Origin of the sequence: Pseudidiomarina sp., assembly GCF_048267825.1 — a bacterium.
Lineage (GTDB): Bacteria > Pseudomonadota > Gammaproteobacteria > Enterobacterales > Alteromonadaceae > Pseudidiomarina.
Map to the genome: position 1 here is coordinate 1 of NZ_JBLWWR010000016.1, position 17,443 is coordinate 17,443.

Below are 17,443 nucleotides of genomic sequence, written 5' to 3' on the forward strand. Positions count from 1 at the left end.
AGATGCCGGAGTGGCCGAACGGGACGGATTCGAAATCCGTTGAACTGGCAACAGTTCCTAGGGTTCAAATCCCTATCTCTCCGCCACTAACATCAGTGAAATCAAGGGCTTGGCAGGTTTCGACCTCCAGGCCCTTTTTCTTTGAATCGCTAGTTTGGGGGAATTTTGGTGCAACCGCTCCGCTTGACGCTCCCCTACGCTCCCCCATAAATTCCCCCGCATGGCCTACTTCGAGAAGCGCGGAGCGTCCTGGCGAGCCCAGGTCCGCCGCAAGGGATACCCCACATTATCAGCAACCTTTGACACCAAGGCAGAAGCCCAGCGATGGGCGGCCGAGATCGAAGGTGATATGTCGCGCGCGCGGTTCGTTGATTTGCGGGAGGCCGAAAGCACGACATTGGCTGAAGCGCTGAAGCGGTACCGGCGCGAAGTAAGCGATCATAAGAAGGGTGAGAAGCAAGAGGGCGTCCGCATAAAGCGGTGGCTGGAAGATCCGCTGGCGGAAAAGTCGCTGGCCTCGCTCAAGTCTTCAGACCTGGCCGCCTGGCGTGATGAAAGGCTAAAGGAAGGGAAGTCGCCGGCAACGGTTCGGCTAAACCTGGCCATCATCAGCCACATGTACACCGTCGCGATGAAGGATTGGGGGATTGAGGGAATCTCGAACCCATGCCTCAAGCTGCGAATGCCAACCGGAAGCAAAGCCCGTGACCGCCGTCCGACTCTGGTAGAGCTGGAGAAGGTTAAGGCTGCTTCGGAGAAGTATCACCGAGAACTGGCGCCGATCATTGATCTAGCGGTTGAGACGGCAATGCGCCGGTCTGAGCTGGTCCTGCTTCGTCGCGATCAGGTGCGGGGGAAGGTCATCTATCTGGAAGACACCAAGAACGGCGACCGCCGCACTGTTCCGTTGTCAATAAAGGCTCGCGAGATACTGAAAGATTTGCCTGTTCGGCTAGACGGCAGGGTGTTTGCGATTACGCCGAACCTTGTCAGCAACTATTTCCCTAAGTCATGCAAGGATGCCGGGGTTGATGGATTGACCTTCCATGATCTTCGGCATGAGGCCACGAGCCGCCTATTTGAGCGCGGCCTAAACATGATGGAAGTAGCCAGCATCACGGGGCATAAGACCCTCGCGATGCTCAAGCGATACACCCATCTTTGCCCAAGCGCGCTGGCCGATAAGCTCGGCTAGTCACGCCACGCCCCTCAGTTTCGGCGGCTCGCGCCGCTTCCTGCCTACCTTCGGCGCCTTGTGTTCGCCGCTCTCATATTCCCGCAAGAACCTGCGGACCGACTCTGTACGCCAGCAATGACGCACGCCCTGCTTGAATCCAGGCGGCAGCCAGTTAGCACCGTCACGGATGGCAGAGCGGATCGCGCATTCGGTTCGGTTCAGCATCTTCGCCAGTTCTGGCACATGCAAAATTTCCGGTTCCATCATCATCACCCCCTCACCGTTACGCCGGCTGCTTCGAGCAAGCGTTTCGCATCATCACGCCATATGGCCAGGTCACCGCAGTCGTTCGGGCTGAAGCAGTCGCCCGGCTCGATGGTCACGACCAACTCCCTCCGCGACGCCAGCCACACATTCCGCATCTGGTCCTTCACGTCCTCGAACTGCTCGCGGTGAGGCTGACGAATCCACCACGCCTCGAACGCCGCTGTAGCCTTGTCTGTGTGCTGCATGTCTATATCCTGCTGCGTGTGGGGTTAGGCGGCGGTGCGCCGAAATACTGGGACTAACTGGCCGAGCCCGGAGCGCTCAAGCGCGGCGACATTGGCCAAACCATAGGCAACCAGGCAGATTGGCGCGCCTGAGTTGAAAGCAGCGCGGCTGCCGTCTACGCGGTGGAAGTGTGGGCGGCCTTGCAGGAACAGGACGGCATCAGCCGCGCCCCATACCGATTCAAAGAACATGGCCGTCTCGGTGCGCGCAGGTATCAGCGCAATGCCGTTGCCGTGCGCGGCCAGCTTGCGCATCCACTTGGTTGCCTCGCGACCGAACGGCGGGTTCATCCAGACGCGGCCTTGCCACTCTTGCGACAGGCCGTCGTCTTCCTTGCAGTAGTGCTTGGCGGCGGTCGGCCAAGGGCGGCGCGACTCGTGCGGCGAGCAGGGGTCGAGGTCGAACAGCCCGAGCGCGGCCAGGATCTCCGGCGGCGTCAGCCATTCATCGGTGCCCATGACAGGCGATTGGTGTCCGGACATGGACATAGGTCTACCTCCCCGCCGACTCTCGCCGGCAGGCTGTGATGTGGTGTGTGGGTTAGGGGGTTAGGCGGGAGGCTGGTTTCTCAGCAACAACTGCGAAAGCTCTTAGCAAATCCATCTTTGCCTGAAGCACATCATTTTTTCTTGCTCTCTTATCGGCTGGCTTTGCATATATTTGCATCCTTACTGCGCGCTCAAGATTGTCTACAAGGCCGCGAATCCTGGGCGGCGTAATCATTGCGGGGTTTCCTCTTCATCAAAACTCATAGGCGGGTGCGGCGTAGCATCGTGGACGATCACGCCGTGCTCGTCGGCATGAATGAAGCGACCGCATACAACGCACCAGTAACCGTCGGCCTCCTTTTCTCCATCCATTCACGCCTCCTTCGCCATAACGGCGCCCATCCTCCGGAGAACACTTGAAGCCTTGCCGCACTCCGCAGTCCGGCTACCCCGATAGACGCGCATACGCCATTCGCGGCGGAACCGTAGCGTGGTATTTCGAACCTCTACGACTTCGGCCCGCAACATCGCTTGCAATCTGACAACAGTCGGGCGCGACAGACCGCTACGCTTGATCAGTTCTGCCAGCGGCAGGTTCAGGGGCGCCAGTTCGCGCATGATTGCCACGTTGCGAGGGGACGGACCTTTCGGCCTTCCACGACTGCGCGACGGCGCTACGATGAACGCGCCCATTACGGCTTTGCGTTCGGGGCAGCTGACGCGGAGCCTGATCTGGCTAGGCAGCTTTCGGCCCGACATCAGAGGGGTCGTCTCTACAGGGCCACGCTGCGCTTCGTACTGCGCCATCAATGACGGAAGATCGGCTATCAGGCGCGTTCGGAGTTCGTTCTGATCTAGCTCCGTTTTCTCATTCACCCTCGTTCTCCTTTGAGCTATGCGGGGCGGTTTGCGCGATGGGGGCGAGCGACACCACGGAATGCCCATCGGCCTCAAGCGCCACAAGGCTTGGATGGTCGCGCTGAGTCGAGAAGCAAGCCACGTTGCCGTTTGCTGCGAACACGGCGTATGCCATCGGCTGAACTGTCAAGGAATCCTTGACAGTTGCCGCCTGCCCATCCCTGAACCCCTGCGCTGCGGCTGTGGCCATATCGGTGGCGGTGTAGGTGTCGTTCGGCTCGGCCTGTTGGGATAGGGCGGTGCGAGCTGACTCGATTTCATCTGGCCACATAAACTCTGGCCTGCCGCCCATGTCGTCCGCCCATTTCATTCCGCAGTCGTCACATATCTCCCAGATAGCTCCGCCTCGGTGGGTGTTGTGGTGCTGGCAAATCTGATCCTCTGCAAGACCGATCAGATCTTTCAGTGCAGTTCGCAGCCGCTCGCATTCCGCCTTCGCAGCCCCCAGCTCAGCGCCGATGTGTCCTGCTGCCTTCAGTGTGCTGTTCATGCTCTAGCCTCGTGTCGAAATAGGTTCTCCCAGGGCGAGCACATGTAGCCGGTGGCCTTATATGCCTTGCGCGTCCGGTAGGTTGGCGAATCGAAAAAGCAGGCCTTACAGGTGTAGCCGAGGCCGTCTTTCGTCTTCATGTTCCTGAAGAAAAACTCGGTATCAGCCGGCCACCACTCATCGCAGCGGCGGCAGTATTTTTCGGGGTCGGTTTGCATAGCTGAGCCTTACGCCGCCCATCTGGTGCGGAATTGAACGATGTCGCGCACAGTGCTGATGCCGCAGCCGTAGCGCTTGGATAGTGTCTGGTAGCCGCCTCGGCCTGCCTCGTAGTCAGCGCGCATTGCGGCGACTTGGGCGTCAGTCAACTTGGCCTTTTGGTGCCACTCACCGATACGGTGGCCGGTGTGATTGCGGGGGCCTTTCATGCTGCCAGCGCTCCGTATCGGTCCCTGTGTGCGGCAAGCCAAGCGCAACGTCGGCCAATCTGTGAAATCCCATAAGGGCACTCGCTGCCGGCCGCAGCGCTCCATCCTTCGTTCCAGGCCGCGCCGTATCGGGGAGAGTGAAGTTCGGCCATCTTCATTGCAGGCTCCCTTCCAGCGGCTTGGTGTGGCTGCAGTGCTGGCATTTCCAGTGCTTGTGCGCGTGGTAGCCGGCCAGTTTCATTGGCGTCATGTGGCAGCGCGGGGCAATGACTGGCTCCGGCATTTTGAATTCAGTGCCGGGCCCGATGCTGCACAGGTCACACACCCGGTTGATGATGTTCAGCGCTACTTGAATCACCTTGTCATCCGGCACGGTGCGGGCAAGTTCCTTCAGCTTGGGCTGCTGCTCAAGGCATACCTTGTCGGCCAGACGCCTTGCCGTGGCGCGTACCGCTTCGATGGTGCCGTGCTCGCGCAAGACCAGGGCGAACACCAGCGCAACCGTCTCAGGCTGCCAGCGCTCGCCGCTGCGGGTGACGTATCGACTTACCGGCCGGGACAGCCAGCGGGGCAGGGCAATATCTCCGCTGCGCGCGGATGCGTTAGTTTGCATAGTATTTGTCCGGGGAGGAGGGCGCGCGGGGCGCCCGGGGGTGGATCAGATCAGCAGCGAGCGGGCACCGCGGTAGGGGTCGGCAAACGGAATGTCGTCGTCGAAGCTGTCGTAGTCCGGTGCTGGTTGAGGCTGACTCTGCTGGCGGGGCTGGTTCTGCTGCGGCTTGGGTTGCCGCTGAGCATCCTTCTCCGGCCAGTCGATGATCTCCGTGCCCTGGCCGACATGGATCTCTGTCACGTACCGCTTGATCCCATCCTTCTCGTACTCGCGGGTTTTCATCTTCCCGCAGACCAGTACGCGCTTTCCTTTGTGCAGCCAGTTCGCCAGAAACTCAGCTGTCTTTCCGAAGGCGGTGCAGCGCACCCATTCCGTTTGCTCAACCTTCTCGTTCGAATCCTTCTTCTTGTAGCTGTCGTCGACGGCTATCGTGAAGTTGGCGACCGCGTTGCCGTTGGGCAGGTAGCGCAGCTCAATATCAGCCGTCAGCCGACCGATGCCGCGCCATTCGTTCAGGTTGCTCATGCCGCCTTACTCCTCATGCGCTCTCGCATTTCGTGTTCAAGTTCTGCCAGCTCTTCGAGGAAGAGCTTGATCTCGGTTTCCATCTGCCTGATGCGCGCCTCGTCGCGCTCCAGGCGGAAGCAGGCGTACTGCAGTTCATCCGGCAGGCGGTCGTCGAAGGTCACGAAGTCGACCCACTCCAGATCGGCGCAAGCCATCTGCGCGAACATCTGCCATTCGTACTGCGGGTCATGCTTGCCGGATTGGAGGGTGGCGACGTGGGTGGCCGTATTCGGGCATTTGATTTCGAGGCCGCCGCGGCCCTTGGGCAGCTGGATCAAGCCGTCAGGCGATGCGCCGAAACTTTCGATCTTCGGGTGCAGCAGCAAGCCCGCCTCGACGATCATCAGGCCTTTGTCGACCTCATAAGCGGAGCGTGCGATAGGCTCCAACTCATTGCCGCGCTGAACGGCCGGCTTGCGCGACAGGTCTTCCCCGCCGGGCATTCCAGTCAACCGCTCGCAAAGCAACTGCATCATGTAGTTCTGGCGGGTAGCAGAAGGGGCGCCTCCGCGCCCCTTTGCCATTACGTCTTTGACCTTGCTTGCCGTGACCTTTCCAAGCCTGGCTGTGAACCATTCATCACTGCGCTGATCCATCTTTCACCTCCTCGAACTCGGCGTCGACGGGCTGCTCCATAAGGAACTTCTTGCGTGCGTCCTTGGCGGTTGTCAGTTGGTCGCGTGCGCCTTTCGACTTGTGCGTCTTCCAGGCATCGCCGAAAGCCGCTTGCAGGTCTTCCATCGTCGGCGCTGCGTTGATCATCGATAGAGCTTCGGTAATGTCCTCGACTGCCTCGCCTGGCGTCACGTCGCGCTCCACAATGCGCTCGGCTTCATCCTGGTCGTAGATGCCGGCAAATCCGAACGCAAGGCGCGCGCACTGGATCATGGCCTTGTGACGCAGCATCCGCTTCGGGTGCGACTGCCACGGCTGCGTGTTGCGCTTACACTCGGACATGTACTCGGTGATGCTGGTCGGGTGCTTCCGGTCCTTCCGGTAAATCCGGCAGGTGTACTCGCTGCCATCGGCCGGCATCTCGAAGTCCATCCCGTCAAACTGCGGGTGCTCGTTGATGATGCGAGACCAGCCATCCAGGCCAACGACCGGCACAATCCCGTTGTTCTTGTCCGGGAAGGCGTACAGCTCTTTCGTGAACGGGTTCAGCTTGTACTGATCCGCGACAATCAGCAGGGCGACCATCTGCGCGTCGCTGACCTGGCCCTTAAAGCAGGTCTGCTTCAGGGTGTTGGCGACCTCTGCCGGGGTGGCACCCATCTCGTAGCGCTGGGCGAATTTGTTCAGTAGCGGTGTCAGTGCGGTGCTCATCGGATCTACCTCAGTAAGTGATCTGGATGTTCGGGATTTGGCGCTTGGCGATCAGCGTCACGGCCTGCTTGGCGCACGCTTCAGGCATACCGCCAGCAATGAAAGCTTCCAGCGCGGCGCGGTTGATTGATGCCTTGTGCGCCTTGTCTGCCTCGCGGGCCTTGGCCTCACGCTCAATGCGGGCCTGCTCGTCTGCTTGGCGTTGGCGTTCGGCTGCTGCGGCGGCTTGGGCTTTTGCTTCAGCGTCACGCTCGGCCTGCTCGGCGCGCTGCTGCGCTTCCAATTCACGGCGGGCTGACTGCTCGGCTTCCAGCTTCAGCTGCAACTCGCGTTGCTCGGCTGCTGCCTTGGCGTCGGCCTCACGCTTGGCCGCTGCGTCACGCTCGGCCTGTGCGCGCTGCTCGGCTTCGCGCTGGGCTTGCTCTGCGGCTTCCCGGGCAATGCGCTCCTCGCGTTCCTTCTGCATGCGCTGTGCGGCTTCGGCGCGGAGGCGTTCGAGTTCGGCCCGTTCGGTTTCTCGCTTCTCTTGAATCGTCAGGGACTCGCGAAGCTGGGCAAGCATGGCCGCCTTCACCCGGTGAGCCTCGGGCTCGAACTCTTCCCAGTCCGGCCCAACTTCCACCGCCTCGGTGTGAGCGATCAGCTCGGCAATCATTGCGGCCGACTCGCCTTCGCTAAGAGTTGCATTAGCGCGCATCGAGTCAATGCCGGCCTGATGCCGAGCCACGCGATCCGCCTCGGCCTGCTCCCACTCATTCAGCGGGGCGCGAACTTCATCCTTCCAGGCGTCCAGAAGATCGCGCATCCGCTTGCGCTCGGCGTCGATCTTCTTCGGGATCTCTTTCAGGTCGGCGACCAGCTCCTTGCCGACGTTATCCAGCGCCGTCTTGGAGCGCGCCACCTTGTGAGCTATGGAGGCGATCGCATCGCGACCCTTCTTGGTGCTCACGTCCGGTGTGAAGCCGTCGATCTCTGCGCGGATCTGCTGCAGGTACGGGTCCAGCCCGTTCGCAGCCTGGAAGACCTGAAGAGCGGTTTCTTTCGGCGGCACGATGGCCAGTTGGTTTTCCGTGGACATAGTTGCTCCCTCGGCCGCGTCTCGCGCAGCCTGTCAGTAGGTTGGTTTATCCGAAGAAGTGATTCAGCACGCCGATCTGAACCGCTATCAGCACGTCCAGGGCGCCGAATCCGATCAGCGCAATCCACGCAGCCGCATAGCTGTGGCCTGTAGGGGTGTCGTCGTGTTCGTAGGGGTCGAGGGGGAGGGCTTGAGTTGTCACGGCGCTATCACTCCTGCAAGTCCGCTCAGATAGAGCCAGCCGGTAATCCCGGCCAGCGTCAGTAGAAAGCCGCGCCACCATGCGTAGCGCAGGGATCGTTGTCTTTGGCTAGCCATCTACACACCCCCCAAAAGGCCGACATGGGCAATTGATCCGATACATAAGGCCGTGAAGGCGAAGAAAGCCCAGCCGGCGAGTTCCTTGGCGGCGTTCATGGTTGCTCTCCTTGCAGGGCGGCGTCTATTCCATCAATAAGTTCCTGACATTCCTCTGCCAGCACATACTGTTGGGCGTCGTCCAGGTCCTGTTCGTCCCGTCTTGCGCAAAGTTGTGGGTAAACCCCCCGAAGCAGTTCATTCAGGGCATCCCTCTCAGCGCGTAGATCCAGCATCTCCCGAGTTTCGGTCTGCTGGTGCATCTTGTAGAGGCCGCGCAGGGACTCGTTCTCAGCGAGAAGGGCGTCGTAGGCATCCGCCAGAACAAACGAGCCATCGGCGCACGGCCGCATGTTGTAGCCGACGATGGTGTTCTCTGGTTCCCACCGCTTCACTTCCTTGCTCATGCCGCCTCCTGCAATGTCAGCCCATATAGCCGTTCGGTTGTACCCTTGAGGTCCGAAAGGACGCGAGCTATGTCGTCAGCCGTCTCGACGCCCCAGCCCGCTATCGCGATTCGCGAATTGATGATGCGTTGCTTGCCGTGATCCCCTGAGTAGTCAGCGCCAACTGGGTAGACCATTACCTCTACCCAGCTCACGTGAGCCTGAAAGTCGAGGAAGGCGTGATATTTACCTTCTGCTGTCAGCTCAAGGCAGGCCGAGAACAGGCGCTCAACCGCCGCTCGAATGTCATCGTTCATGCTGCCTCCCGCTTGATCTCTTCGGCGTGCTCGCGGCGCCGGTTGGCCTCGTGTTCGAGGAAGTCGTCTATCCGGTCATCGCAGTAGTCGATGAAGGCCTGGACGGTGGCTTCGTCGTGTTCCTCCAGCTGCTGCTGAATGGCCTCCTCAAGCGTTGTGTTATCAGCAGGCAGGGACGACTCTCGGCGCCGCTGGCCGCGTGCTAGTGCGTTCATGTGGGTTGCCTCAGCGGTATGAGTTTTTGATCTCAGCGTCGCGCTGCGAGTCGCTCATGCGGTCCCAGCGATCAAGCTGGAAGTTGTGGGCATCCAGCGCCGCTTGGTTATCCGAGCAGCACTGCAAGCAATAGCCTTCGTGAAGCGCAGGAGTTTCTTCGCCGCACTGGGGGCAGTTGAATTTGCACATGATGTTTGCCTCGCGGAATGGCACCCACTGCAAAGCCCCCGTCCTGTATCGCAGGACCAGTGAGGTACAAGGGGAGGCTTTGCGGTGAGTGCTGGGGTAGGAAGGCCGCTATCGGCGGCAAGTCGGCCATCTCAACGGGCAAGCTGTGAGAGCCCGCCAACGGCTGCCGGTGTTTTACGCAATCAGGGCACTACCGGCTTATCCCTGTCGCAGGCATCCCGAAGGTCCGCTGCGCTCGGATGTAATACGTAATTCCTCCCCCACCACTCAGCAATGATCCATACGATCCAGATAGCGGTGAGGAGGAGTAAGCCGTGATAGGGGGTCATTGCGGGGGCGGGGGAAGTGGTTGCCAGTGCGTGTAAGGCGCCTTTTCCGAAGGCCCGTGCCAGTCGTGGTCGCCGCCCTTCGCGATGCAGCACCAATGCTCGTAGTGCTCGCCGTGCTCAACCCAGTAATCGCCGTCCGACTCGGGGTCGAGTCCGTCGAAGCTGATCCGCACGCTTTCTGGCCAGTCGCCCGGCTGAGGCGGTGCGTACACGAGGACCATCACGCCCGGTTCTGGCAAACGCTCGTTGACGCTTATCCATTCGCTCATCTCATCCTCCTATGTGCTGATGGGTGCCCGCTGCAGCCTGTCGCCAAGCTGCGGGGGTGGGGTTAGGCGGCTGTACGCGCCTCACGCACTTCGCGACTGACTAGCTTCGGGAACTTCTTTGTGCGGATGTCGCGCACCTGTGAGTCGGTCAGCAGATCGCAAAGCAGCATGTCCGTGATCGCGTGATTCAGTTTGTCGAGGTGCTCCGCCGCCTTATCGGAAAGCTCGGGGAACTGCTCCTTGAATGGGCGCGCCGCCCAGCCCTGTTCGAATGTGCTCATGCCGTTTTCCTCGTCGTTCAATTCATCAAGCCGCCAACTGCGCCTCATCCAGTCGCTGAGCCCTGACTACTAGCTGCGTCCTGGGGGCGTCTGGGCGGCGTATCGGGCGGACCTGTGCGTGCTCTCCGCCTACGAATAACGCCAGCACGAGCGGGGCGATGATTCCCCGGCGCATGGCTTCTAGGCAGAGGCCGCGTGTTGTGCGCTGATTGCCCAACTTGAAGCGGGCGTCGTCCAGCTGCTGCTTGACGGTGTAGTGACTGCAGCCCATGCAGCGCGCAATCTCTTTGGCGGTCATGTCTAAGGCTGCGTAGATGGTTGCCTGAAGCTGCCGAGGGGCTAGGCCCTGTCCGAGGCGTCCTTCCCATCCTTCAATCTGGATCGTGTCCATATCGTTCTCCCTGAGTCGGTCTTCATTCCAGAGCGCCCTCATGTGAAGGCGCTCCAGTAATACGTCCCGCTACTGCATTGCTGCGGCGGTTACTGCTGCATTTGCTGCGCGCCGGGCCAGCTCTATCCGGTCTTCCATGCTGACGACCTTGTTGCCGTCCATTTCCCATGTGTGCCCATCCAGAAGGGCGGGCAGCACAGTGAGGAAGGCTTGCTGCCAGAACTCGGCATGACCGCCTTCCTCGTCTTCCTTTCGGCGTTTGCCGGCCGCGTAGCCTTTGTTGTAGCCGCGCTGCTCAGCCGCCTTGATTTCTCCTTGGTCGGCCATCTCTGTGTCTCCAAGGTCAATTCCACGTCCTGCCGCAGATGGCGGCAGGGGTTTACGTAAAAGAACTCGTCGGACTTCCTGTCCAGTCGCCAGTCGGTCCCCTTGTCGGGGGTTGGGAGAAGGTTTCGGCCTTTTCGTCCTATCCGGCGATTCCCCGGAGTTGTTTCCAGAATCTCTCTGGCTTGGGACGAACAATAGCGCTGCTATTTAATAGCGTCAACAGCGTTGCTACTATTTTTACAAATATTTTCACAAAGACCACACGTCGCCTCCGTTCTGTGGTTGGCGTCACGCTGACAGGTGGTCTAGCGCGCGGAATCCCTGAATTGCAGACATAAAAAAGCCCCGACCTGCGGGGCTTGAGGGTGGAGATGGGTGCCTAAAAGAACATTGCGCCCCACCAGACGCGGCCAATCACGTTGATGTCGTGCGCCTGCATGTCTTCGGCGCTGTAATCCTCGTCGGCGTGCTCTTCCTGGTTGTAGCTTCGCAGCCGTATGCCGCCGCCTGGCAGGCGATACAGTTGTTTAACGCGGAGCTGGCCTGAGTGGCTCAGCGCGTACAGCTTGCCGTCGATGACCTTCGTTGAGCCTCTATCCACGCTCACAGTAGATCCGTGCGGCAATCGGGGCTCCATGCTGTTTCCATGAATGACAACGCAGACGGCGTTTTCCGCCTGCACATTATGTTTACGCAAGGTCTGGCGCCCAAACCTTAGCTTTAGATCACTGCTTTCCTCGATCACTGTCCTGCCATTTCCCGCTGCTAGTTCAACTTCCCGAAGGAAGGGGACCTCTACTTCTTCGTCGCCCAGCGGGGTTTCGTCATCCCATACGGATGCGTTAACCAGCGTCTGTTCTGCCACAGCAGATTGCGCCGACGGAATAGAGCCTATGAGGCGCGCAAGGCGTGGGCTAACCTCTTCAGGCCTGAATTTAAGGGCCTTGGATAGGCGTAGCAGGGCATCTAGGTTCAGCGGTATACGGCCAGTCGTAAACTGGCTGACTGCGCTCTGTCCGCTCCATCCACACTCTTCAGCAATATCGGCCTGAGTCAGCTTTCGTCCAGCGGACTTTGCTGATGCTTTTCTGGCGTCAAAAATTGCCTTGAGGCGGAGGTTCTCAGCGCGTTCTTCTTCGGTCAATGGGCGGCGTTCGTTCATACCGGCAACTTTAGTAGCAGAGGTGATATGACTGCAAACAGCAGCAGTGGTTTCTGCTTGCTGATAAAAAATAGCGCTGCTACTATGACTGCACGGAACTCTATGCAGGCCTTCCATGAAAAAGCTCTCCCTATCGAAGTATCTGGAATCACACGGCACCCAATCTGTTCTTGCTGAAGCTCTCGGCATCCAGCAAAGCGCCGTATCTCAGATGGCCCGCTCGGGCCGCAACATCGAAATCACCCTCCACGCAGACGGCCGGATCGAGGCTAACGAGATCCGTCCCGTTCCCGCTCGACCCAAGAAGACTGCTGCGTAGTACCTGATTCATTGCGACATCCCTGTCAGTGGTTTCCATGGTTCACATCTTAGACCCGGATATCAGGACAGGTAATAAAAGCGGAGAGGGTGAGGATTTATCCAGTACCCGATTCGAAGGCGAAAAAAAGCCCGGAGGCAACCGGGCTTCGGAACAACTAACTAGCGAGAGAGATTATGGACAACGTGATTCACATAAGCAACACCCAGCGGGGGTTTACCCGGATGGACAACAGCATCATGGAGGCTCTGGCTGCAGTTGATCTGCCAGCTCGTGAGTTCCGCGTCGTGATGGCAGTGGCGCGTCAGACCATTGGATACCAGACCGAGACCAAGCGTCTGTCCGCTGATGAGCTGGGTAAGCTCACCAACATGCGTCGGGATGTTGTCTCCAAGGCGATCAGTCATCTCCTTGAGCGCCGCATCATGTTCCGCGTAGGTGGAAGCCGTGGCGAGCTGGGTATTTCCCCTGTCTCCGAGTGGTCGTTCTACGAAGAGAAACAAGACCGTCTCACTGAGACCAAAACGTCTCACTCAGCCCAAATCGTCTCACTGAGACATGACGCGAGTGAGACCAAAACGGCAACTTGCTTCCTTTATACAAAGAAAACAAATCTTCCTACGGAAGATATTGTAACGCCCGACGTGAAGAGCAAGCCCGCTGCCAAGGCGAAGAGCCGCAAGCCATCCTCGGCAGGGTTCGGCCTGACTCACCTGCTGGCTGACAACCCCCATGCTATCCCTGATCAACTGCTCCAAGACTGGGTTGCCCTGCGCAAGCAGAAGCGCGCCGCACTGAGCGCAACCGTCTGGACGGCCCTGAACGCCGAGCTGGACAAGTGCGTAGCCGCTGGCATCTCCGCCGAGACCGCAATGACCGAAGCGCTGGTCGCTGGCTGGCAGGGCTTCAAGGTTGATTGGATTGTTAACCGCTTGACCACTGAGGGCCGTCTGCCGGCTCGCAATACCTCGGCTCCCGATTTCCACAGCGGTGACACCAGCTGGGCAAACGACCTGGGAGACCTGTGATGCGCAACGTCAAGGATCTGATCCCATCCGCCACCAGCGGCAACCACGTCGCCGTTGCTGAGCCGGTCACTGCGCCCCGAGCAATCGACCAAGGCACCGCCAGCGTCGTCAACAAGCTCTTTGTCGAGCTGCAGTCCATCTTCCCAGCCTGGAAGCAGGCTTGGCCGAACGACGAGGCGCTGACCGCGGCGAAGAAGTCTTGGATCAAGGGGTTCATGGCTGCCGGCATCAACACCATCGAGCAGATCCGCTTCGGCATCGAGCAGTGCCGCAAGTCCGGTGGCGACTTCGCCCCAAGCGTTGGCCGCTTCATCCGCTGGTGTGAGCCGACGCCGGAAATGATGGGCCTGCCGGATGCTGCTAAGGCGTACCGCGAAGCCTGCCGCATTGCACACCCCGCAGCAGATCGTACAGGCGTACACGCAGCGGTCTACCACGCAGCCTGTGAGACCGGCTTCTACGAGCTGGCCAGCTTGCCGGAAGAGCGCAGCCGCAAACTGTTCGACCGCAACTACGCCATCACCGTCCGCATGGTGATGACTGGCGAGCCGCTTCGTGAAATCCCGTTGGCACTCCCTGAAACCGTGACCGTCTGCACCCCGGAAGTCGGGCTGGCCGCTATTGCCGCACTGCGCGCGAAGGTGAAGGCATGAACCGCTCCCGCTCAATGACCCTTCCCCAGCGAGTAATCGTCGACCAGCTCAAGGCCGATGGCTTCGCCGTGGATCAGGAACAAAACACCGTCGTCCGCATGAAGCGCGGCAACGACTACCGACTTGTGCAGATGAATGGCGTGGTCAAGCGCGCTTTGGGGGCGAAGCGATGAGAATCGAGCAAATTGGATTGGCGACCCTGTACCTCGCCGACTGCATGGAAGTCCTCCCGACGCTGGGCAAGGTCGATGCGGTGATTACTGATCCGCCTTATGGGATTGGGGCGGCGAAGATGAGTTTGGGCAAGTGGCAAACGTCTCGCATGGAGAAGATGGATTGGGATAAAGAAGCGCCGGCCGCCTCGGTATTCGATGCTGTTCTTTGTGCGGCAGAGTGTCACGTTATATGGGGAGGCAACTACTTTGCGCTCCCGCCTTCCCGCAAGTTTCTTGTTTGGGACAAGGGGGCCGGATTTAAGGGGCGCGATTTCGCGGAATGCGAAATGGCGTGGTGCAGTGTGGACGGCAATGCAAAGGTTCTGACGCGCGATCCACTTGCACATGGCGACTACAAGGGCAAGCAGCACCCTACGCAGAAGCCTGTAGCTGTGATGGCTTGGAGCATCCAGCAGGCCGGGGAGTCTGAGACCGTCCTCGATCCGTTCATGGGCTCTGGCACCACCGGCGTGGCTGCGGTGCAGATGGGGAAGCGATTCATCGGCATCGAATTGGAGCCAAAGTACTTCGATATCGCCTGCAAGCGGATCGAAGAGGCTCAGCGCATTTCTGACATGTTCGTCGAGCCGATGGCGCTTGCGATCCCGGTTGCTGGTGACCTCTTTGCGGAGGACGCCGCATGACCGACTACATGGAGATGACAGAAGCCTTCGAGCAGGCCCGCACGGCTCCCGATGCACTCGAACGCGCATTCGGTCTAGAGGAAGAGGTTCGCGCAGGTGGCGTTGCTGCTGTGCGGGAGCGGCTGCAGGGGCATGGCGCGGAGTTCTGTGCCGACTGTGACGTAGAGATTCCCGACGCTCGCCGCAAGGCCTATCCGTCTGCGGTGTGCTGCGTGGATTGCCAGAGTCTGCGCGAAGGGAGGGCTCAATGAATGAGCTTTCTCTATTCACGGGCGTTGGTGGCGGCCTGCTCGCAAGCCACCTGCTCGGCATCACTCCTGTCTGCGCTGTCGAGCACGACGAGCACTGTCAGCGGGTACTGGTCCAGCGACAAAACGATGGAGCCCTCCCGCCGTTCCCCATCTGGGATGACGTTCGGACATTTGACGGCCTACCGTGGCGCGGAATTGTTGACCTCGTATCTGGAGGGTTTCCCTGCCAGGCCTTCAGCACTGCCGCTGCTGGACGCAACAACGCTGAAAACCTTTGGCCGGAGATGCGCCGGATCGTGGCAGATGTCGCTCCCCGGCTTGTCTTCGCCGAAAACGTCGCTGAGCGAGCAATCGAAGAAGCCGGACGCGACCTCGTTCGCATGGGTTACCAAGTCCGAATGCTTCCCCTCTCCGCGGCTGACCTGGGTGCTGACCACGTTCGGCAACGCTACTGGCTACTTGCACACGCCGACGACCAAGGCGAACTACTGCGCCGATTCAATGCAGAAGTGGCCGGCCGCGCGCGAGTTCCGGCGAGTGTTTGGGCGTCCGAGCCCAGCGATTCACGAATGGATGATGGGATGGCCGGAAGGGTGGACCGATACCGCGCCTCTGGAAACGGGCAAGTGGCTGCAGTGGCTTACGCAGCATTCGTTGAGCTCGCTGCCAGTTTTGAAGGAGGCCGCGTAAATGGCTGAGCGTATCGCAATCAACAGCGCCTCGAAGCTTTCCGAAGCTATCAACCTAATCACTCGGATGTACCGGGAGAAGAAGTATCTGGTCCTGAGTCTGCGCGAAGGAAAGGACCGGACCCTTGACCAGAACGCCCTCTGGTTCGCCCTGTACGAGCGCATCGCGCAGATGACGCAGATCGGCGACGTGGACGATGCCCGTCGCTACTGCAAGTTGCACTTCGGCGTTCCGATCATGCGCCGCGACTGCGAGGAGTTCCGCGACGGCTGGAATCGGATCTTCCTGCACCTGCCGTACGAGGAGAAGCTGCGCCTGATGGGCGAGTGTTCGCTGATGGGGCCGGACGGATTCCCGGTTACGCGCCTGTTCAACCGAAAGCAGGGCATCGAGTACACCGACCGCATCGTGGCCGATTTCGCCGGCCGAGGCGTGTTCTTCGGTGACCTGCTCGGGGAGGCTGCGGCATGAGCCGAATAGTCAGCAAAAAACTGCGCGATTCGGCTCGCGGCCAGTCCTGCACCCTTCGCCTGCCTGGCTGTGGATTCGATGACGGCACAGTCGTTCTCGCCCATCTGCCGTGCGGCCAAAAGGGAATGGGCATGAAGGGGCCGGACCAGATTGCCTGCTTCGCCTGCGACCACTGCCATTCAATTTTAGACGGGCGCCGTAAGGGCGAAATCACCGAGGGCGACATGCTGCGCGCCCTGGCCGAAACACAACTGATCTGGCTCCGCGATGGGCTGCTGACTGTGAAAGGTGCTGCATGACTCCCGAACTACAGGCCGTAATGGTCTTCACCTCTGCCTTCTTCCAAGTGTTCCTGCTGGGCTTGAACAGCAAGCTACTGCGCGACGACAAGATTCCGGCCGGCTTCGTCGTGTCCTGGCTGATCACGCTCGCTCAGTTCGCCTACATCTGGTCGGTGGCCCACTCGCAGATCGATACCGTTCCGTTCCTGCTTATCTCCGGCCTGGGTGGCTCGCTGGGCATCACCTTCGCCCAGTACTTCTACCGCTGGTACGACCGCAAATTCCACCGCAAGGGAGCCGCAGCATGAGCGAGAAGCCAACCAATCCGAAGGACATGATGGGCGTGATGAAAGCGCCAATGTCCACCGTCTCCGCTCCGGTCATGGCTGAAGTCGGCGTTGCGATGCTGGAAGGTGCCTTGAAGTACGGCCGACATAACTACCGCGCCGTTGGCGTCCGCGCCTCGGTGTACTACGACGCAACCATGCGGCACCTGATGGACTGGTGGGAGGGGCAGGACATCGACCCCGACTCTGGCATGTCGCACATCACTAAAGCCATCACCTCCCTGGTCGTGCTGCGCGATTCGATGATTCAGGAAAACTGGGTAGACGACCGCCCGCCGCATTCGCCTGAGTTCTATTCCGAGCTGAACCAGAAGGTTGCCGCACTGCGTGAGAAGTACAGCGACCGCAGCCAGGTTCATTACACGCAGACGCTCATGTCAGCGCAGTTCGGCCAGCAGAACACCCTGGACTACCGCGACCCTCGCACCGTTGCCGGCGTAGACGTGGCATTCGAGACAGAGAAGCACATGAACTTCACGCCGGAGCAGTGCGAGTGCCATCGCTGCATCGAGGAGAAGGGGCTGAAGGTCGGCCCTCTGCCGCTTTCTAGCGTGAAGATGATTCTCTGCCCGACCTGCGGAAACAAGCGCTGCCCCAAGGCCAACGACCATCGCAACGAGTGCAGTGGCAGCAATGAGCCGGGCCAGCCTGGGAGTGCGTACAAATGACCGGGGCGCGAAACG

At 60.0% G+C, this 17,443-nt stretch carries 33 protein-coding genes; 12 read left to right on the forward strand and 21 right to left on the reverse strand.

Annotated features, from left to right (window positions below; genetic code table 11):
* Positions 1–220: 220 nt before the first annotated feature.
* Positions 221–1,195 carry a tyrosine-type recombinase/integrase gene (locus ACN0UN_RS10605; RefSeq protein WP_417659949.1) on the forward strand — a complete coding sequence of 325 codons (975 nt, stop codon included), beginning with the start codon at positions 221–223 and terminating at the stop codon, positions 1,193–1,195.
* Here ACN0UN_RS10605 and ACN0UN_RS10610 read toward each other — a convergent pair whose 3' ends face one another.
* The 21 genes from ACN0UN_RS10610 to ACN0UN_RS10710 form a co-directional block, all read right to left on the reverse strand.
* Positions 1,196–1,447 (reverse strand): hypothetical protein, encoded by a 252-nt coding sequence (locus ACN0UN_RS10610; RefSeq protein ID WP_417659950.1) that lies wholly within the window; start codon positions 1,445–1,447, stop codon positions 1,196–1,198. It abuts the gene before it with no gap.
* Complete coding sequence (locus ACN0UN_RS10615; RefSeq protein WP_417659951.1) at positions 1,447–1,689, reverse strand: hypothetical protein; 243 nt, start codon at positions 1,687–1,689, stop codon at positions 1,447–1,449. The genes ACN0UN_RS10610 and ACN0UN_RS10615 overlap by 1 nt, the downstream gene beginning before the upstream one ends.
* Before the next feature lie 24 nt (positions 1,690–1,713).
* Positions 1,714–2,217 (reverse strand): DNA N-6-adenine-methyltransferase, encoded by a 504-nt coding sequence (locus ACN0UN_RS10620; protein ID WP_417659952.1) that lies wholly within the window; start codon positions 2,215–2,217, stop codon positions 1,714–1,716.
* Positions 2,218–2,448: 231 nt separating this feature from the next.
* Entirely contained in the window at positions 2,449–2,589 is a 141-nt protein-coding gene (locus ACN0UN_RS10625) for a hypothetical protein (RefSeq protein ID WP_417659953.1), read from the reverse strand.
* A gap of 496 nt (positions 2,590–3,085) precedes the next feature.
* Entirely contained in the window at positions 3,086–3,625 is a 540-nt protein-coding gene (locus tag ACN0UN_RS10630) for a hypothetical protein (RefSeq protein WP_417659954.1), read from the reverse strand.
* 227 nt (positions 3,626–3,852) lie between these two features.
* Positions 3,853–4,053 carry a hypothetical protein gene (locus tag ACN0UN_RS10635; RefSeq protein ID WP_417659955.1) on the reverse strand — a complete coding sequence of 67 codons (201 nt, stop codon included), beginning with the start codon at positions 4,051–4,053 and terminating at the stop codon, positions 3,853–3,855.
* 154 nt (positions 4,054–4,207) lie between these two features.
* Positions 4,208–4,666, reverse strand: coding sequence for a hypothetical protein (locus tag ACN0UN_RS10640; RefSeq protein ID WP_417659956.1), 459 nt, complete (start codon positions 4,664–4,666; stop codon positions 4,208–4,210).
* Between the two features lie 45 nt (positions 4,667–4,711).
* A complete protein-coding gene (locus tag ACN0UN_RS10645) occupies positions 4,712–5,191 on the reverse strand; it encodes a single-stranded DNA-binding protein (RefSeq protein ID WP_417659957.1) in 480 nt (159 codons plus the stop codon).
* Positions 5,188–5,829 (reverse strand): lambda exonuclease family protein, encoded by a 642-nt coding sequence (locus ACN0UN_RS10650; protein ID WP_417659958.1) that lies wholly within the window; start codon positions 5,827–5,829, stop codon positions 5,188–5,190. Before ACN0UN_RS10650 ends, ACN0UN_RS10645 begins: the two co-directional genes overlap by 4 nt.
* On the reverse strand, positions 5,813–6,559 hold the full coding sequence (bet, locus tag ACN0UN_RS10655) for a phage recombination protein Bet (RefSeq protein WP_417659959.1): 747 nt from the start codon (positions 6,557–6,559) through the stop codon (positions 5,813–5,815). The genes ACN0UN_RS10650 and bet overlap by 17 nt, the downstream gene beginning before the upstream one ends.
* A gap of 10 nt (positions 6,560–6,569) precedes the next feature.
* A complete protein-coding gene (locus tag ACN0UN_RS10660) occupies positions 6,570–7,637 on the reverse strand; it encodes a hypothetical protein (protein ID WP_417659960.1) in 1,068 nt (355 codons plus the stop codon).
* A 46-nt stretch (positions 7,638–7,683) separates the two neighbouring features.
* Positions 7,684–7,839, reverse strand: coding sequence for a hypothetical protein (locus ACN0UN_RS10665; RefSeq protein ID WP_417659961.1), 156 nt, complete (start codon positions 7,837–7,839; stop codon positions 7,684–7,686).
* Between the two features lie 211 nt (positions 7,840–8,050).
* The gene (locus tag ACN0UN_RS10670) at positions 8,051–8,401 is read right to left on the reverse strand and encodes a hypothetical protein (RefSeq protein WP_417659962.1); all 351 of its coding nucleotides are present in this window, start codon (positions 8,399–8,401) and stop codon (positions 8,051–8,053) included.
* Positions 8,398–8,697 carry a hypothetical protein gene (locus tag ACN0UN_RS10675; protein WP_417659963.1) on the reverse strand — a complete coding sequence of 100 codons (300 nt, stop codon included), beginning with the start codon at positions 8,695–8,697 and terminating at the stop codon, positions 8,398–8,400. Before ACN0UN_RS10675 ends, ACN0UN_RS10670 begins: the two co-directional genes overlap by 4 nt.
* Positions 8,694–8,912 (reverse strand): hypothetical protein, encoded by a 219-nt coding sequence (locus tag ACN0UN_RS10680; RefSeq protein WP_417659964.1) that lies wholly within the window; start codon positions 8,910–8,912, stop codon positions 8,694–8,696. Before ACN0UN_RS10680 ends, ACN0UN_RS10675 begins: the two co-directional genes overlap by 4 nt.
* A gap of 10 nt (positions 8,913–8,922) precedes the next feature.
* Positions 8,923–9,102 carry a hypothetical protein gene (locus tag ACN0UN_RS10685; RefSeq protein WP_417659965.1) on the reverse strand — a complete coding sequence of 60 codons (180 nt, stop codon included), beginning with the start codon at positions 9,100–9,102 and terminating at the stop codon, positions 8,923–8,925.
* Between the two features lie 325 nt (positions 9,103–9,427).
* Complete coding sequence (locus ACN0UN_RS10690) at positions 9,428–9,700, reverse strand: DUF551 domain-containing protein (protein WP_417659966.1); 273 nt, start codon at positions 9,698–9,700, stop codon at positions 9,428–9,430.
* Between the two features lie 62 nt (positions 9,701–9,762).
* On the reverse strand, positions 9,763–9,981 hold the full coding sequence (locus tag ACN0UN_RS10695) for a hypothetical protein (protein ID WP_417659967.1): 219 nt from the start codon (positions 9,979–9,981) through the stop codon (positions 9,763–9,765).
* A gap of 25 nt (positions 9,982–10,006) precedes the next feature.
* Entirely contained in the window at positions 10,007–10,372 is a 366-nt protein-coding gene (locus ACN0UN_RS10700; protein WP_417659968.1) for a hypothetical protein, read from the reverse strand.
* Between the two features lie 69 nt (positions 10,373–10,441).
* On the reverse strand, positions 10,442–10,699 hold the full coding sequence (locus ACN0UN_RS10705) for a hypothetical protein (RefSeq protein WP_312724014.1): 258 nt from the start codon (positions 10,697–10,699) through the stop codon (positions 10,442–10,444).
* A gap of 379 nt (positions 10,700–11,078) precedes the next feature.
* Positions 11,079–11,978: a LexA family transcriptional regulator gene (locus tag ACN0UN_RS10710; RefSeq protein ID WP_417659969.1), complete on the reverse strand. Its 900-nt coding sequence runs from the start codon at positions 11,976–11,978 to the stop codon at positions 11,079–11,081.
* On the opposite strand from ACN0UN_RS10710, the gene ACN0UN_RS10715 reads away from it, so the two are divergent.
* The 11 genes from ACN0UN_RS10715 (at position 11,977) to ACN0UN_RS10765 (ending at position 17,428) form a co-directional block, all read left to right on the forward strand.
* Entirely contained in the window at positions 11,977–12,180 is a 204-nt protein-coding gene (locus tag ACN0UN_RS10715; RefSeq protein WP_064481580.1) for a Cro/CI family transcriptional regulator, read from the forward strand. The genes ACN0UN_RS10710 and ACN0UN_RS10715 overlap by 2 nt on opposite strands.
* 176 nt (positions 12,181–12,356) lie before the next feature.
* The gene (locus tag ACN0UN_RS10720; protein ID WP_417659970.1) at positions 12,357–13,208 is read left to right on the forward strand and encodes a replication protein; all 852 of its coding nucleotides are present in this window, start codon (positions 12,357–12,359) and stop codon (positions 13,206–13,208) included.
* The gene (locus ACN0UN_RS10725; RefSeq protein WP_417659971.1) at positions 13,208–13,861 is read left to right on the forward strand and encodes a replication protein P; all 654 of its coding nucleotides are present in this window, start codon (positions 13,208–13,210) and stop codon (positions 13,859–13,861) included. The genes ACN0UN_RS10720 and ACN0UN_RS10725 overlap by 1 nt, the downstream gene beginning before the upstream one ends.
* Positions 13,858–14,034: a hypothetical protein gene (locus ACN0UN_RS10730; RefSeq protein WP_417659972.1), complete on the forward strand. Its 177-nt coding sequence runs from the start codon at positions 13,858–13,860 to the stop codon at positions 14,032–14,034. Before ACN0UN_RS10725 ends, ACN0UN_RS10730 begins: the two co-directional genes overlap by 4 nt.
* Positions 14,031–14,720, forward strand: a complete 690-nt coding sequence (locus tag ACN0UN_RS10735; protein WP_417659973.1) for a DNA-methyltransferase — start codon at positions 14,031–14,033, stop codon at positions 14,718–14,720. The genes ACN0UN_RS10730 and ACN0UN_RS10735 overlap by 4 nt, the downstream gene beginning before the upstream one ends.
* The gene (locus tag ACN0UN_RS10740) at positions 14,717–14,971 is read left to right on the forward strand and encodes a TraR/DksA family transcriptional regulator (RefSeq protein WP_417659974.1); all 255 of its coding nucleotides are present in this window, start codon (positions 14,717–14,719) and stop codon (positions 14,969–14,971) included. The genes ACN0UN_RS10735 and ACN0UN_RS10740 overlap by 4 nt, the downstream gene beginning before the upstream one ends.
* Complete coding sequence (locus tag ACN0UN_RS10745; protein WP_417659975.1) at positions 14,968–15,669, forward strand: DNA cytosine methyltransferase; 702 nt, start codon at positions 14,968–14,970, stop codon at positions 15,667–15,669. The genes ACN0UN_RS10740 and ACN0UN_RS10745 overlap by 4 nt, the downstream gene beginning before the upstream one ends.
* Positions 15,662–16,132 (forward strand): hypothetical protein, encoded by a 471-nt coding sequence (locus ACN0UN_RS10750; protein ID WP_417659976.1) that lies wholly within the window; start codon positions 15,662–15,664, stop codon positions 16,130–16,132. Before ACN0UN_RS10745 ends, ACN0UN_RS10750 begins: the two co-directional genes overlap by 8 nt.
* On the forward strand, positions 16,129–16,431 hold the full coding sequence (locus tag ACN0UN_RS10755) for a nuclease domain-containing protein (RefSeq protein ID WP_417659977.1): 303 nt from the start codon (positions 16,129–16,131) through the stop codon (positions 16,429–16,431). Before ACN0UN_RS10750 ends, ACN0UN_RS10755 begins: the two co-directional genes overlap by 4 nt.
* Complete coding sequence (locus ACN0UN_RS10760; RefSeq protein ID WP_417659978.1) at positions 16,428–16,721, forward strand: hypothetical protein; 294 nt, start codon at positions 16,428–16,430, stop codon at positions 16,719–16,721. The genes ACN0UN_RS10755 and ACN0UN_RS10760 overlap by 4 nt, the downstream gene beginning before the upstream one ends.
* Positions 16,718–17,428 carry a dATP/dGTP diphosphohydrolase domain-containing protein gene (locus tag ACN0UN_RS10765; RefSeq protein ID WP_417659979.1) on the forward strand — a complete coding sequence of 237 codons (711 nt, stop codon included), beginning with the start codon at positions 16,718–16,720 and terminating at the stop codon, positions 17,426–17,428. The genes ACN0UN_RS10760 and ACN0UN_RS10765 overlap by 4 nt, the downstream gene beginning before the upstream one ends.
* Positions 17,429–17,443 lie beyond the last annotated feature (15 nt).